The organism is Streptomyces sp. NPDC048196 (assembly GCF_040652715.1).
In the GTDB taxonomy this organism is placed as follows: Bacteria; Actinomycetota; Actinomycetes; order Streptomycetales; family Streptomycetaceae; genus Streptomyces; species Streptomyces siderophoricus.
In genome coordinates this window covers 19,625-33,788 of the sequence record NZ_JBEZMM010000013.1, presented here as the reverse complement: position 1 = coordinate 33,788, position 14,164 = coordinate 19,625, and the positions used below count along the sequence as shown (strand labels likewise).

The 14,164-nt window shown below is 72.8% G+C and carries 11 protein-coding genes; 6 read left to right on the top strand and 5 right to left on the bottom strand.

Translation table 11 applies throughout. From position 1 onward, the window contains the following. The first annotated feature begins 43 nt into the window (after positions 1-43). The 3 genes from AB0E02_RS16055 (at position 44) to AB0E02_RS16045 (ending at position 3,451) form a co-directional block, all read left to right on the top strand. Positions 44-1,051 carry a hypothetical protein gene (locus tag AB0E02_RS16055; RefSeq protein ID WP_362139490.1) on the top strand — a complete coding sequence of 336 codons (1,008 nt, stop codon included), beginning with the start codon at positions 44-46 and terminating at the stop codon, positions 1,049-1,051. Positions 1,052-1,580: 529 nt separating this feature from the next. Continuing rightward, positions 1,581-2,243, top strand: coding sequence for a response regulator transcription factor (locus tag AB0E02_RS16050; protein ID WP_201806760.1), 663 nt, complete (start codon positions 1,581-1,583; stop codon positions 2,241-2,243). A gap of 77 nt (positions 2,244-2,320) precedes the next feature. Beyond that, positions 2,321-3,451: a histidine kinase gene (locus tag AB0E02_RS16045; RefSeq protein WP_362139711.1), complete on the top strand. Its 1,131-nt coding sequence runs from the start codon at positions 2,321-2,323 to the stop codon at positions 3,449-3,451. A 240-nt stretch (positions 3,452-3,691) separates the two neighbouring features. Here the strand turns inward: AB0E02_RS16045 and AB0E02_RS16040 are convergent, their stop codons facing one another. Next, positions 3,692-4,066 carry an STAS domain-containing protein gene (locus AB0E02_RS16040; RefSeq protein WP_030415409.1) on the bottom strand — a complete coding sequence of 125 codons (375 nt, stop codon included), beginning with the start codon at positions 4,064-4,066 and terminating at the stop codon, positions 3,692-3,694. 533 nt (positions 4,067-4,599) lie between these two features. Between AB0E02_RS16040 and AB0E02_RS16035 the strand changes: the two genes are divergently transcribed. Then, positions 4,600-5,232: a sigma-70 family RNA polymerase sigma factor gene (locus tag AB0E02_RS16035; protein WP_362139488.1), complete on the top strand. Its 633-nt coding sequence runs from the start codon at positions 4,600-4,602 to the stop codon at positions 5,230-5,232. Between the two features lie 533 nt (positions 5,233-5,765). Next, positions 5,766-6,923, top strand: a complete 1,158-nt coding sequence (locus tag AB0E02_RS16030; protein WP_362139485.1) for a zf-HC2 domain-containing protein — start codon at positions 5,766-5,768, stop codon at positions 6,921-6,923. Positions 6,924-7,324: 401 nt separating this feature from the next. On the opposite strand, the gene purU is transcribed toward AB0E02_RS16030, so the two are convergent. Both purU and AB0E02_RS16020 read right to left on the bottom strand, forming a co-directional pair. Then, the gene (purU, locus tag AB0E02_RS16025) at positions 7,325-8,233 is read right to left on the bottom strand and encodes a formyltetrahydrofolate deformylase (RefSeq protein ID WP_362139483.1); all 909 of its coding nucleotides are present in this window, start codon (positions 8,231-8,233) and stop codon (positions 7,325-7,327) included. A 32-nt stretch (positions 8,234-8,265) separates the two neighbouring features. After that, the gene (locus AB0E02_RS16020; protein ID WP_362139481.1) at positions 8,266-8,724 is read right to left on the bottom strand and encodes a hypothetical protein; all 459 of its coding nucleotides are present in this window, start codon (positions 8,722-8,724) and stop codon (positions 8,266-8,268) included. A 171-nt stretch (positions 8,725-8,895) separates the two neighbouring features. On the opposite strand from AB0E02_RS16020, the gene AB0E02_RS16015 reads away from it, so the two are divergent. Continuing rightward, entirely contained in the window at positions 8,896-10,251 is a 1,356-nt protein-coding gene (locus tag AB0E02_RS16015) for an ABC transporter substrate-binding protein (protein WP_362139479.1), read from the top strand. Positions 10,252-10,381: 130 nt separating this feature from the next. Here AB0E02_RS16015 and AB0E02_RS16010 read toward each other — a convergent pair whose 3' ends face one another. Then, positions 10,382-12,307 (bottom strand): hypothetical protein, encoded by a 1,926-nt coding sequence (locus AB0E02_RS16010; RefSeq protein WP_362139477.1) that lies wholly within the window; start codon positions 12,305-12,307, stop codon positions 10,382-10,384. Between the two features lie 341 nt (positions 12,308-12,648). Further along, on the bottom strand, positions 12,649-14,043 hold the full coding sequence (locus tag AB0E02_RS16005) for a transcriptional regulator (protein ID WP_362139475.1): 1,395 nt from the start codon (positions 14,041-14,043) through the stop codon (positions 12,649-12,651). Positions 14,044-14,164: the final 121 nt, after the last annotated feature.

The following is a 14,164-nucleotide window of genomic DNA, read 5'->3' as shown; positions in this document are numbered from 1 at the left end:
CGCGGAGCGGGGGTCGGTCAGCATGATGCAGGACGGCGGAACGGTGGACGTCCGACCGGGCACCGACCCCGGCCGCGCCGCTCCCGAGCACAGCGGCGCCTACCTCGCCACCGCACTGTGCCTGGCGCTCTACGGAGGCGCGCTCGCCGCCTGGACCGTCTACGGCATCGTCCAGTCGGACGGCACCCTGGGCGACTTCCTGGAGGGGCTGTTCAACCCGGGCGCCTCCCCCGTCCTGCAGATCCTCGGCCCCTACGAGTGGTCCCTCACGGTGGTGTTCCTCGTGGTCGCGGGTCTGGCGCTGGCCCAGCGGCGGGTGGCCCGCTCCGCGGCGCTGCTCTCCGGCTTCCTGCTGCTCGCCCTGTCGCTGCGGGAAGGCGTGGGCCTCTTCGACACCGCCTACCGCGACCAGTACCGCAACGACCCGCTGGGCGGCTGGACGCTGGCCACCCGCGGGCTGGGACTGGTGGTGGCGCTGGTCGTGCTGGTCGTGATGTTCCCCGCCACGGAGCGGCGCAGGGCCGGGGCGGGGCCGCGGGCCGCCGGCCCGGACCCCGCGTGGCGCCGCCCGTCGCAGGTCTGCGGGGTGCTGTTCCTGCTGATGGGCCTGGCGCGACTGGGCTGGACCGGGCGCGATCTGACGGCCGGCGGGACGGACGTGGTGCGCTATCTGCGCGGGGTGGTGGACGGGTCGGTGCACGGCACGCTCGACCTGGAGGCATCCATCGAGTTCACCACCGTCGGTTCGGTGGCCGTGCTGCTGGTTCTCGGGGGGCTGGCCTTCCGGGGGCGGCACGACGTACGGGGCGCGCTGCTGGTGTTCGCGGCGGTCGAGCTGTATCTGACCGTACGGACGGTGGTGTGGCTGACCGTCACGGGCTTCTTCAACCGGTCCTTCGAGACCACCGAGGGCGCGCTGTCGATGGCGACCACGGCGTACGGCTTAGCGGCGATGACGTCGGTGGTGGTGCTGGCGACCGGCCGCGGCTTCGGACCGTACGGCGGCCTGCGGACGGAGGGCCTCCGGGCGGCGGGGGCGGGACGCCCGTAGGGGGTCCGGCGCAGGGGTTTCGGTGTAGGGGGCCCGGCGCAGGGGTTTCGGCGTAGGGGTTCCGACGCAGCGGGTTCCCCGTAGTCCCCCGTACTCCTCGTAGTTCCCCGTAGCGAAGGGTGCCCGTAAGGGGCATGAAGGGCGCAGGGGCGTCGTCAGGGACGTCGTCACGGGCGTCAGAAGCGTTCGGGGCGGGCCTTCCGGCGGTGCGGGGGAGATCCCCCTCCGAACCGCCCCCGCACGCCATGCAGCGGCCGCCGCGTGTGGGGGTCGCGGCGGCCGCCGATGTGAACTGCAACGCGTCCTGGGCTTGTGGCCTCTTCAGTGGTGCAGCATGTGGACCACTCTGCCCGTGAGGGGCCCCGCATGGCATCCTCCCGAGGTCCCGGGCTCACCCCCGCCGCTCGGCGGGGGTCCGGGTCCGTCGAAGGGCGGGGACCGGGACAGAGCTACGGAGTCGCGCAGCGCCGGGCGGTTCCGCGGGCTCGGGAACGGGTGTGAACCAGCAGAAGGCAGAAAGGGGCGGCCGGTGATCCGGGTCGCTGTGGTGGACGACGAACGGCTGGTCAGATCCGGACTCCGGATGATCCTGGGGACCGCCCCGGACATCGAGATGGTCGCGGACTGCGGGGGCGCCGAGGCCGTGGAGACCGTGCTGCGCTGCGCGGCCGAGGTGGTGCTGCTCGACATCCGGATGCCGGACGTGGACGGGCTGACCGTGCTGCGGCAGTTGCGCGCCGCGCCGGAGCCGCCGGCGGTGGCGATGCTGACCACCTTCGACGCCCAGGAGTACCTGACCGCGGCGCTGCGCGAGGGCGCGGCCGGCTTCCTGCTGAAGGACTCGGATCCCGAGCAGCTGGTGCGGGCCGTACGGACGCTGGCGGCGGGCGGCAGCGTGCTGGACCCGGGCGTGACCCGGGCCGTGATCGGCGGCTATCTGACGGCCGAGGACCAGGCGGCGGCCGCCCGCGCGGTCAGCGGGCTGACACCGCGGGAGTCGCAGGTGCTCTCGCTGCTCGGCGAGGGGCTGGGCAACGCCCAGATAGCCGGGCGGATGGGCCTGGCGCCCAGTACGGTCAAGGACCATGTCCGCGCCGTCCTGGGCAAATTGGGGGGCATCAACCGCATCCAGGCGGCCATCGTCGCCGACCGCGCGGGCCTGGTGTCCGGGGCTCCCCGGGGGGCGTGGTGAGGTCCGGCGGCGGGCGGCCGCTCGCCCGCGCGGCGGCCCGGTGGCGGGCGTTCGCGGCCGGGAGGTGGGGGCGGCGGCTGCGCCGGATCGCGCCCGTGGTCGTACCGGTGCTGCTGGCGATCGCCGACGCGGTGCTGGTCAACGGCCTGGAACTCGCCCTGGAGCTGGGCGTTTCGGTGCTCGCCGCGGCCGCCCTGCTGCTCCGCCGGCGCTTTCCGCTGCTGGTCTTCCTCGTGACGCTGCCCGGCCTGTACATCGGCTACATCTGGTTCGCGCCGATGATCGGGCTCTACACCCTGGCGGCCCGGCGCCCCGGCCGGCGGCGGCTGGGGATCTGCGCGGTGCTGCTGATCGCCGCGCACTTCCTGCCGTACCCGATCTCCGACTTCGAATTCACCGCGTACCGCGAGAACACCCTGGTGCTGATCGACGCCTGCGTCACCTCGGCCGCGCCGATCGCGCTGGGCCTGCTGGTGCGCACCCGCCGCGAACTCGCCTCCCGTGTCGAGGACCTGACCCGCAGCCTGCGCCGCGAGGACCGGCTGCTCGCGGACCGGGTCAAGACCACCGAACGCGCCCGGCTGGCCCGGGAGATGCACGACGTGGTGGCCCACCAGGTCAGCCTGATCAGCCTGCAGGCGGGTGCCGTGCAGGTCAGCACGGAGGACGAGGCGGCGCGGGCCGGCGCCCGGACGATCCGTGAACTCTCCGTGCGGACGCTGGAGGAACTGCGGCACATGGTGGGGGTGCTGCGGGCGGACGGCGGGGACGGCGGCGAGGCGAGCGGACTGGCGCCGCAGCCCGACCTGGAGGAGCTGCCGCGGCTGATCGAGATGAGCGCGCTGGACGTCACGTACGAGGGCGGGGTGGTGGCCGGTACGGGCGGCGCGAAGACGGTCGAACGGGCGGCCTTCCGCACGGTCCAGGAGGCGCTCACCAACGTCCGCAAGCACGCGCCGGGGGCGCGGGTGCAGGTCCGGGTCGATCCGGCGGACGAGGTCTGCGGGGAGGCGGGGCCAGGGCTGCGGGTGGAGATCCGCAACGGGCCGCCGGACGCGACGGCGACCGCACCGGTGCTGCCCGGCGGCGGGCACGGCCTGGTGGGGCTGCGCGAGCGCGCCCAGAGCCTGGGCGGAACGCTGGAGGCGCGGCCCACCTCCGACGGCGGCTTCATGGTACGGGCGGAATTCCCGTACGGGGCGGGGTGAATGGGGAACGGGAGACGGGGAGAACGGGGGACAGGGAACGGGGGAATGAGGGAGAGCGGAAGGCGCGAAGGGCGGAAGGCGCGAAGGGCTGAAGGCGCGAAGGGCTGAAGGCACGAGGGGCTGAAGGCACGAAGGGTGGTGGCCGGGCGGGCCGGGGCGGGGCGGGCAGCGCCGTTCTGTCCCCTGTGCGCTTCCGGGGCTGAGGCTTCGGGGCCGAGGCTTCGAGGCTGGGGCTGGGCTTCAGGCGGAGAGCGGTGCGGCGGCCTCGTCGACGGCGGTGGACAGGTCCGGGTAGACCTCGAAGAGCCGGCGGACGCCGAGTGCGGCCAGCACCCGGTTGACGTGCGAGCCGTCGACGGCCCCCTGGGCGGGCAGGATCAGCCGCAGCCGGCCCTGGCACGAACGCATCAGCCGGCGGGCGGCGATCAGCACGCCGACCCCGCTGGAATCGCAGAAACGGACCTCGGAGAGATCGAGCACGAGGGATCTGCGGCCGTCGGCCACCGCATCGTGCACGTGCTGGCGCACCGCAGGAGACGTGACCAGGTCCATCTCACCGGAAACCTGGAGTACGGCCCAGGGGCCCTGTGCGTCCTCTGCCACCTTCAACGACACGCGCTCGAAGCCTTTCGCTCGCTTTCGGACTGGATGTGCCCGGTTACATCCGGAACTCATCCTTCCCCGGCTCGACTGCCCGGCCTCGATGTCCTGAAACTCATCCTGGTTCCCGGCGGTAGCCGTGGGACGTAACAGGCCGTTCACGCCCAAGGCTATGCCCCAAGGGCGGCAACTTTCCGCCCACCTCCGGTCACACCCGGATAACACATCGCCTCATACGCGCACGAACGATCAGCAAAAGGGCAACTTCGAGCGCCCCCCTACCGCCCCCGGGCGCCTCCCGAGCGCCTCCCGAGCGTTGTGACAGGTCCGCTCCTCGCCGGGCCCGGGCCGTCAGCTCCTTACCACCCGCATCCCCCTCAAGGTTCGATTTGCCGCAAAGGAGCGTGTGTTGTCAGACCCGCGCATTACATTCGAGGCACGGAGGTTTCCGTGATCGTGCCCACCCTTGCGGGCATGAAGGTGTACAGATGCGCAGGAGTGACGGCTGAGGTGTGAGCCCGCAGGCGACGGGCAGGGATGGGGGTCCGATGGGACACGATGCGCCACCGCGCTGGGACAGGCGGATGCAGCAGCGGCTCGCCCGCGGCGAGGCGGCCGCGCTCGGCGAGCTCTACGACCGCTTCGCCTCGCTCGTGCACAGCCTCGCCTACCGCGTCCTGGAGGACGAGGACGCCGCCGACCGCATCACCCGCGAAGTCTTCGCCGCCATCTGGGAACACCCGGATTCCTACGACCCCAAGCAGGGCCCGCTGCGCTCCTGGATCGCCGGCCTCACCCGTCATCAGGCCGTCCAGCGGCTCCGCCAGACCGAGGCCGCCGGCGCCCGCGACGGCGGCGACACCCCGGCGCAGGCCGATATGGAGCAGAGGATCCGCGAAGCGTCCACCGCGGCCCGCGCCGACTACATCGTCACGTCCATGCCCGCACCCCTGCGGGCCGCCCTGGAGCTGGCGTACTTCCAGCGCCGGGACTACCGCCAGACCGCCGCCGACCTCGGCGTCACGGAGGACGAGGCCCGCCGCCGGCTGCGGCTGGGCCTGCAGCTGCTGTCCACCGCCCACAACGCCACCGCCCTGCCGCCCACCCGCCGCTCGGCCTACGCGTCCGCCGCCCCCGGCACCGCCGCCCCGCCCGGCCAGGGCCACGGACGGGCACTGTGAACGGCCCGGACGAGTGGGACGGCCCCGAGCTGCCCAGCGGCCCCGGTGAACGGCCGCGGATACCGGCACCGCGCCCCGCCGCCGAGGACCACGGCCCGCTCCCCGACGTCACACCGGCCCCTCCCCCACCCTCCGACCCCTTCGTACCGCCTGTGACGCCCGTAACCCCTGTGCCACCCGTAGTGCCCGCACCGCCCGTACCGCTCCACGACCCGGCCGCCGAAGCGCACAGCGACGTCTCCGACGGTCCGGCCGCGGATCCGGTTGCCGATCCGGTTGAGGATCTGGTTGCCGATCCGGTTGAGGATCTGTTTGACGATGCAGGTGATGGCGCAGGTGGGGGTGGTGCACGCGCCGATGCAGGTGACGCAGTCACCACAGACAGTGCGGGCCATACGTGCCATAGCCATACAGGCAGTACAGGCCACACAGGCGCTGCGGGCGGGCCCACGGACACCGAAGCCCCGCCCGCGGAACCACCGCGCGCAGACGCCCCGCGCGAGCACTCCTCGCGTGCCCCGGAAGCCGAGTCCATGACCGACCCCGTCGCCCCGCCCGCCCCGCTCCCGGGCCCGGCGCCCGCCCCGCCGCACCGCGTCCTGAAGTCGCTGCTCGGCGCCTGGGCGCTGTCGGCCTGCTCCGCCGAGGAGACCGCCGCCGTCGAGGCGCATCTGACCGACTGCGCCTCCTGCGCCGACGAGGCGGTGCGACTGCGGGACGCGGTCGGCCTGCTGCATCCCGCCGACAGCCTCGACCTCGACCCGTTGCTGCGCTCCCGGGTGTTGGAGGGCTGTCTGGGCCGCCGTCCGGCGCGTATCCCGGTGCCCGAGTGGGCGGCGCCGTACGACGCGGAGACCGCCAAACTGGACGCCCTGCTGCGCGACATGGGCGAGGCGGAGTGGCGCGCACCGGTGCGGCTGCGCTGGTTCGAGGGCGAACGCCCGGTGGAACGGCAGACCACGGTCGCCGGGGTCATAGGGCATCTGATGGTGGTGGACGGCCTGGTCGCGACCGCGCTCGGGCTCCCCGACCCGCTGGGCACGGCGGCCCCGCCAGGCACCCCGGACCCGCTGATCCGCACGGAGACGCTGTGGCGCGGCTGCAGCGGCACGGGCAGCCCGCTCGCCACCCATGAGCCGTGGCGCGAGCAGAGCTACTCCCTGATGAGACAGGTGTCGTTCGCCGGCGGCAAGGTCGCCGAACTCGCCGTTCCCTACGGCGACTTCCAGCTCGCGCTGCGCGACGCGTTCCTGGACCGCGCCTTCGAGTGCTGGGTGCACGCCGGCGACATCGCGGACGCGGTGGACTATCCCTACGAGGCCCCGGCCGCCGCGCACCTGAACCGCATGGTCGACCTCGCCGCCCGGCTGCTGCCCAGCGCGCTGGCCGACCGCCGCCGGGCCGGGCTGGCGTCCCCGCCGCAGCGGCTGGTGGAGGCCGGCGCCCCGGGCCGTACGCTCCATCTGGAGGTCGAGGGCAACGGCGGCGGCCACTGGTACATAGCGCTGGACTCACCGGCCGCGCTGGGCACGCCCGACCACACCGTCGCCCATATCGCCCTGGACAGTGCGGAGTTCTGCCAGCTGGCGGCCGGCCACATCTCCCCCGAGGACGCCGCCGCCGGCCAACACGGCGAACGCGACGCCATCCGCGAGGTCCTCTTCGCCACGGCGTCCCTGTCCCGCCTCTGAACCACGACCGGGAGGAAATCTCCGATGGCGCGGGCGCGCACGGGAAGGCACGCGCCCGCGCCTACACGTAGGCCCACACGTAGGTCTACGCCTACGCCGGTGCGGCCGGGCTCTGGGAATGCCGGGCCCGGGAATACCGCGCTCCGGGAATGCCGGGCGCCGGAAATACCGGGCCCAGGGATTGCCGGCCCCCGGGAATACTTCCCCGCCCCGCCACGTTGTGGCCCCAGCAGGGGGCCCGTCGAACCCCTACGGGATCTGTTCGACTCTCCCCTAGGTGAACACCAACGGCCCCGCTCAGGCGAAGACCACCGTTACGCGCACCCCACCGTTACGCGCACCCCACCGTTACACGGCCCCCGCCGTCACGCGGCCCCCACCATTACGCGAAGACCGCCCCCTTACGCGAAGACCACCGTCCGGCTGCCGTTCAGCAGCACGCGGCGCTCGCTGTGCCACTTGACGGCGCGGGCGAGGGCCTGGCACTCGACGTCCCGGCCGATGGCCACGAGCTGGTCCGGGGTGACCTCGTGGCCGACCCGTTCGACCTCCTGCTCGATGATCGGGCCTTCGTCGAGGTCGGCGGTCACATAGTGCGCGGTGGCCCCGATGAGCTTCACGCCGCGGGCGTGCGCCTGGTGGTACGGCTTGGCGCCCTTGAAGCTCGGGAGGAAGGAGTGGTGGATGTTGATGATCCGGCCGGACAGCGCCTTGCACAGATCGTCGGAGAGCACCTGCATGTAGCGGGCGAGCACCACCAGTTCGACGCCCTCCGCCCGCACCAGCTCCAGCAGCTTCGCCTCGGCCTGCGACTTGGTGTCTCGGGTGACCGGAATGTGGTGGAACGGGATGTCGTACGAGCCGACCAGCTCCGCGAAGTCCGTGTGGTTGGAGACCACGGCCGCGATCTCGACCGGCAGCGCGCCGATCCGGGAGCGGAAGAGCAGGTCGTTGAGGCAGTGCCCGAACTTGGACACCATCAGGACGACCCGCATCTTCTCGTCGGCCCGGTGGATCTGCCAGTCCATGCCGAAGGAGTCGCCCACCGCCGCGAAGCTCGCCCGGAGCTTGTCCACGCTCACCGACGCGTCCGCGCTGAAGTGGACGCGCATGAAGAACAGCCCGGTGTCGTGGTCGCCGAACTGCTGGCTGTCCTCGATGTTGCAGCCGGTGATGAAGAGGTAACTGGACACCGCGTGCACGATCCCCTGCTTGTCCGGGCAGGACAGGGTGAGCACGTACTGATCGTTCCGATCGCTTTGATCGTTCCGACCGTTTCGACCGGGCTGGGTGGGCTGCGACTCGCTCATGACCTCATAGGGTCCCATACCTGCGGAGCAGGTCAGACCGGGGCGTCCGCGCCGCCGGTCATGATGGCCAGCACCTCCAGCGAGCGCGGCGGCGCATCGGGGTCCTCGCCGTCCGCCGTCGCCATGTGCACATGGGCCGCACGGGCCGCCTGTACGGCCTCGGCCCAGCCCTGGTGCGCCAGGTAGGCGGCGACCGGGGCGTCCGCGCCGACCTGGTGCATGATCCGCAGCACCCTCAGGACGGCGGCGTCGACCAGCTGGGCCTCCTGGGCGTCCCGGAAGATCGTGCCGACGTACTTGTCGGCGGACCAGTTGTCCAGCCAGGTGTCCTCGACGAGCCGGTAGACGGCGTCGGTGACGTCTCCGTACCCAGGCCGTCCGGCCAGCCAGGTCTCCTGGTGGAACTCGGGGTCCGAGAGCATGTGCAGCGCGGAGCGCACATTGCAGCGCCAGCGCCACCACGGCATGTCATTGAGTGGCATGCCGCCCATGGTGGTCGAGCGACGGCCGCGACGGGAAGACTTCTCCGAACCTTGCACAGCATTCGATCGTACGTTCCGCGCGAACGATCTCGCACGGCCCCCCGGAGTTCACCGCTACGTCACCATCCGTTGCTCCTTCGTCACTCGGGCGTTCCGGGCAGGACGGAAGGCTGCGGTGTCATGACCGGACGGCGACGCTCCTCCCCCCGCCCCTTGTTGCCCCACGCTCCCGCGGTCAAGATCGCCGCGGCGGTGACATGTACGGCGGCCATCGCGTCGCTGCTCTCCGGTTGCGGCTCCCTCCCCGGAGCGGGGAATTCCGGGGAGCGGGAGCCGGTCACGGTCATGACCTGGGCACCGGAGGACACCCGAGCGACCAATATGCCGGGAATGCCGGCCATGGCCCAGGCGTACGCCCGCTCGGTCAACGCGCGCGGCGGCATCCGGGGCCACCGGCTACGGGTGCTGACCTGCAACGAGCGCAACGACTCGGTGGCCGCTGCGCAGTGCGCCCAACGGGCGGTGGACGAAGGCGCGGTCGCCGTCGTCGGTTCCTACAGCCAGTTCGGCCGCTCGTTCATGTCCCCCCTGGAGGTCAAGGGCATCCCGTTCATCGGGGGCTACGGCGCCTCCGACGAGGAGTTCCAGAGCCCGCTGTCGTACCCGGTGAACGGCGGCCAGGCGTCCCTGCTCGCCGGCAACGGCCGCCAGCTGGCGGCCGACTGCAGGCGCGTCGCGCTGGTCCGCCCGGACACCATCCAGGGCGACCAGATGCCGTCCCTGCTCGACTCCGGCCTGCAGAGCGGCAGCCGGCACCCCGCCAAGGACATCAAAGCGCCCGAGGACGGCACCGACTACTCGCCGCAGGTGACCCAGGCCCTGCGCCAAGTGGGCGCGGATCCGGCCGTCTACGGGACGGCCGAGGCCGGCGGCAAGGCCCCCGGCGCGTGCGTGGCCGCGTCGCTCGGCGACCACACGGACGCGTTCTTCGACGCCTTCCGGCGGCTCCAGGAGGACAGCCCCAAGGTGCGGGTCGCGTCCGTCCTCGGCAGCGTCGGCCAGGCGCTGGTGAACCGCTCCGGCGGCACGTCGGGCCCGCTGGAGGGCGCGGACATCACCGGCTGGTACCCGGTGGCCGACGATCCCCGTTGGCGGCCGATGCGGAAGGTCATCACCGACTACGCCTTCGACGACAACCGCATCGACCCGGCCGACCAAGGGGTGCAGACCACCTGGATCGCCTATACGGTGCTGCACTCACTGATCGAGCAGCTCGACGACGCGGGCGTGACCGACATCACCGCGCACAACCTCCAGGCCACCCTCGACCGCGGCGAGCACACCGTCGACACCGGGGGCCTGACCCCGAAGCTGCGCTGGCGCGACGACGACATGCTGGCCGTCCAGGACTTCCCGCGCATCGTGAACGGCATGGTGACGTACCAGGTGGTGCGGAACGGCGAACTGGTCTCCGCCCAGGACGGGTTCGTGAACGTCACCAGGACCTTGGAGCGCCGTCGGACGGACGACTACTGAGCGCGCACGTGCAGCTGACCTCCGACGTGCCACTGAGCGCGCACGCGCTGTCGGCCTCCCACGTGCCACTGGGCGCGCACGCGCATTGACGTCAGGCGCCGTCCCGCGCCGTCCCGCGCCGTCCGCCGGCTCAGAGCTGTTCCGGGCGGCGCTCCGTCAGGCCGTACTTCTGGGCGAGCGGGTTCCACAGCTGCGCCGCCTGCTTCTTGGCCTGCGTGGCCTGGCTGCTGGCCGCGTTGCCCTGGACGGCCTGCTTGGTGCCGCGGGCCCGCCCCTTGTGGCAGCCCTTCTTGCCGCCGAGCTGGCCGGCCCAGGCCGCGTAGTGGTTGTCCGCGGCGGCCGAGGACTGCCACGCCTTGGTCAGCGCCGCGGTCAGCCGGTCGTGGTCCGGGATCTTGTCGACCGGCAGCTGCTGCAGCCGCTTGACCAGGTCGTTGCGCTGTCCGGCCGCGGCCCGCAGGTCCTTCGCCGCGTTGCCGAGGTTGCTGCACGACTTGATGTTGTTGACGGCACCGATCACGGAGGACCGGCTGTTGTTGCTGTCTCCCAACAGGGCGTCCAGGCCCTTCGCCTGAGCCTCCGCGGGGTCCGCGGTGGCCTTCGGCGCCTCCGACTCCTTGGCCGCCTTGGTGCTGCCGCCGCCGGAGCCCTGCTTCTTCGCCGTGTCGTCGCTGCTGCCGCCGCTCAGCGCCCAGCCGACACCGAGGCCGGCGCCCGCGAGCGCCACGATGACGATGCCCACGATCGCCATCGGGGCCAGCCGCCGGCGCCGTCCGCCGCCGTCCTCGTCGTACGCGCCCTGCGGGTCGTAGGGGCCCTGCTGGTCGTAGCCGCCGGACGGGAACTGCTGGCCGTACCCCTGGCCGCCCTGGCCGCCGTACGGGGGCCGGCCCGGGTCCTCGAAACGGGGCAGCTGCGCGGTGGCGTCCGGCGCACCCGCCGGGGCCGCCGCCGGCCCGTCACGGAACAGGCCGTCGAACTCGGCAGGTGTGGGGCGGTCGCCGGGCGCGCCCGGACGGACACCGAACGGCGCGCCAGGAGGCGGGGTGGGCACACCGGCGCCCACCGGGGGGATGAGCTGGGTGGCCTCGGAGTCGCTCCCGCCGCCGGCACCGGGCATCGCGGCACCGGGCATCGGCTGGCCCTGCGGCCTGCCCTGCCCCGGCTGCACGGCCCGGAGCATCGTCGTGGACTCGTCGGGGCTCTCCGGACGGGACGCCGCCTCAGGAGGCAGCGGGGCGGCGCCACCGGGGGCGCCGGACCGGGCGTCGAACGGCGGGATCACCGTGGTGGCCTCGGCGTCTCCCGAGGCGGGCGGGAGCGGCGCACCGGCCTGCCGGGTGGCCCGTACCAGCTCACCGGAGGACGTCGGGAGCTGCCCGGGCTGCGCCTGGGGCTGGCCCTGCTGCGGGAGCTGCTGCCCGTAAGGCTGCTGGTCGTACGGCTGCGGGGCGGGCGGCTGGCCGGGCGCCTGCTGCGGAGGCAGCTGCGGGGCGGGCGCCTGCTGCGGCATCGACGGCGGCATGGGCGGCAGCGGGGGCTGGCCCTGCGGCGGCGGAAAACCCTGCCCGCCGGGCTGCTGGGGCGGCAGGGGAGCCTGCGGTGCCTGCGCGCCCGGAGCCGGTGCACCCGGAACCGGTGCCCCGGCATCCTGCGCCGGCGGATACCCGTAGCCCTGCGACGGCGCCTGGCCGTAGTTCTGCCCCGGTTCCTGGCCGAAGCTCTGCCCCGAGCCCTGGCCGTAGCTCTGTCCCGAGCCCTGGCCGTAGTTCTGTCCGGGGACCTGGCCGTAGTTCTGGCCTGCTCCCGGCTCCTGTCCGTAGTTCTGGCCCTGGGCAGGTGCCTGCCCGTACGGCTGCTGGGGGGCGGGGGCGCTCTGCTGTGCGGGCGCGGCCTGCTGGCCGGGACCCCAGGGCTGGCCCCAGGGTTGCCCCGCCGACGGAGCGGCCTGCTGGTCGGGGATGTACGGCTCACCGTTAGCGGGCAGCACAATGCCCTCTCGCGCGGGACCGGCCGCAGAATTCTGCGGGTCGTGACCCTGTCCGCTCTGCGTCACCGTGACTCCTACCAACGTGCAGACCTACGGAATCGTCGGCTGCACGCTACCGGGTCGCAGCAACGTTCGACCACGTCCCCTGGTCACCACCCCCTTCCGCCCCCACCGCGCCCCGGACGGGACGGGGCACGTAACGGACGGGAACGAGGCGCACACCGGGCGGGCCGTGATCGACGACCCGCCCGGTGCCTTACGCGAAACCGGCGACCACTACGGCGACGAACCCGGTGACGCACCTGGCGATGCGCATGGCGACGAACCCGGTGACGAATCCGGCGACAAACCCGGCTCCGTCCGACAAAGCAGTCCCCGCGCCGTAGTGGACGCGCCCCGAGCGGGGATCACGCCGCCGCGGCCCGTAGTTCCAGCCGTGCACTGAATTCCCTTACGACCGGTTCGTCCCGGTACGGCTCCAAGCGCAGCTGGAAGTCCTCCAGATACTCGGCGCCCCGGTCCGACCGCAGCCCGCTCAGCAGCTCCACGGCCTGCGTGCCCGTATGGCAGGCCTGCTCGACCTCGCGCTGCTGCGCCTGCGCGCCGGCCAGCAGCAGCAGACCGATGGCGCGGCGCCGCGCCCGGCCCTCCGGATGCCCGTTGAGCGCCTCCGACGCCCGTTGGGCGGCCGGGCCGGGCTGCCCCAAGTCACGGTGGCAGTGCGCGAGTTCGTCGGCCAGATACGCCGGGTCGAAGTGGGTGATCCACACCGGATCGTCGCCCGCTTCGGTGGCCGTGTCGGCACGTTCCATCGCGGCGAGCGCCCGCCCGGCCACCGCCTGGAAGGCCCGGCCGTCGCCCATCAGGGCGTGCCCGCGCGCCTCCGCCGCGAAGAACATCGCCTCGGTGCGCGGGGTGACGTGACCGCGGGCGCCTTCCTGTGCGGCGCGGGCGAGTTGGGCGATCTCCCGTGGATTGCCGAGCGAGGCGGCGAGGTGGCTCATGCTCGCGGCGAGCACATAGCCGCCGTAGCCCCGGTCGCCGGCCGCCTGGGCCAGCCGCAGCGCCTGGATGTAGTAGCGCTGCGCCAGGCCGGGCTGACCGGTGTCGACGGCCATGTAGCCGCCCAGTTCCGTCAAACGCGCCACGGCGGCGAAGAGTTCCCGCCCGACGGACTCCCGGTACGAACCGGCGAGCAGTCCGGACACCACGCTGTTGAGGTAGTGCACCACCACGGGCCGTACGTGCCCGGCGCCGAAACGGTGGTCGAGTTCGCTGAGCGCCGTGGTCATGGCCCGTACCGCCTCGACGTCCGACACCCCCACCCTGGCCCCGGCGTTCCGTGCGACCTGACTGTCGGCACCGGTGATGAGCCAGTCACGGCTCGGCTCCACCAGGGCCGAGGCCGCCACCGTGGAGCCACTGAGGAAGTCACGGCGCCCGACATCGCTGCGCCACAGCTCACAGACCTGCTCGATCGCCCCGAGGACGGTCGGCGAGAACTGCAGCCCCACCCCGGACGCGAGGTTCTTGCCGTCGGCCATCCCGATCTCGTCGATGGTGACCGTGCGCCCCAGTTTGCGGCCCAGTGCCTCCGCGATGACGGCGGGGGCACGGCCCCGCGGCTGCTGTCCGCGCAGCCAGCGGGCCACCGAGGTCTTGTCGTAGCGCAGGTCGAGGGCGTGTTCCGCTCCGCACATGTTGACGCGGCGGGCGAGCCCCGCGTTGGAGCACCCGGCTTCCTGAATGAGCGCCTGCAGCCGTTCGTTGGGCTGCCGCGCGACGAGTGGCCTGGCGGCCATGCTTGTACCCCCTGGTTTGCTGCGCGTTCACCGTGGAACGCCGTTCCCCGGGATCGCTTCCCCACGGATATCCCGGATATCCGAGAGATCCGGGATACGCGCGATAGGAAGGATCTGAGCG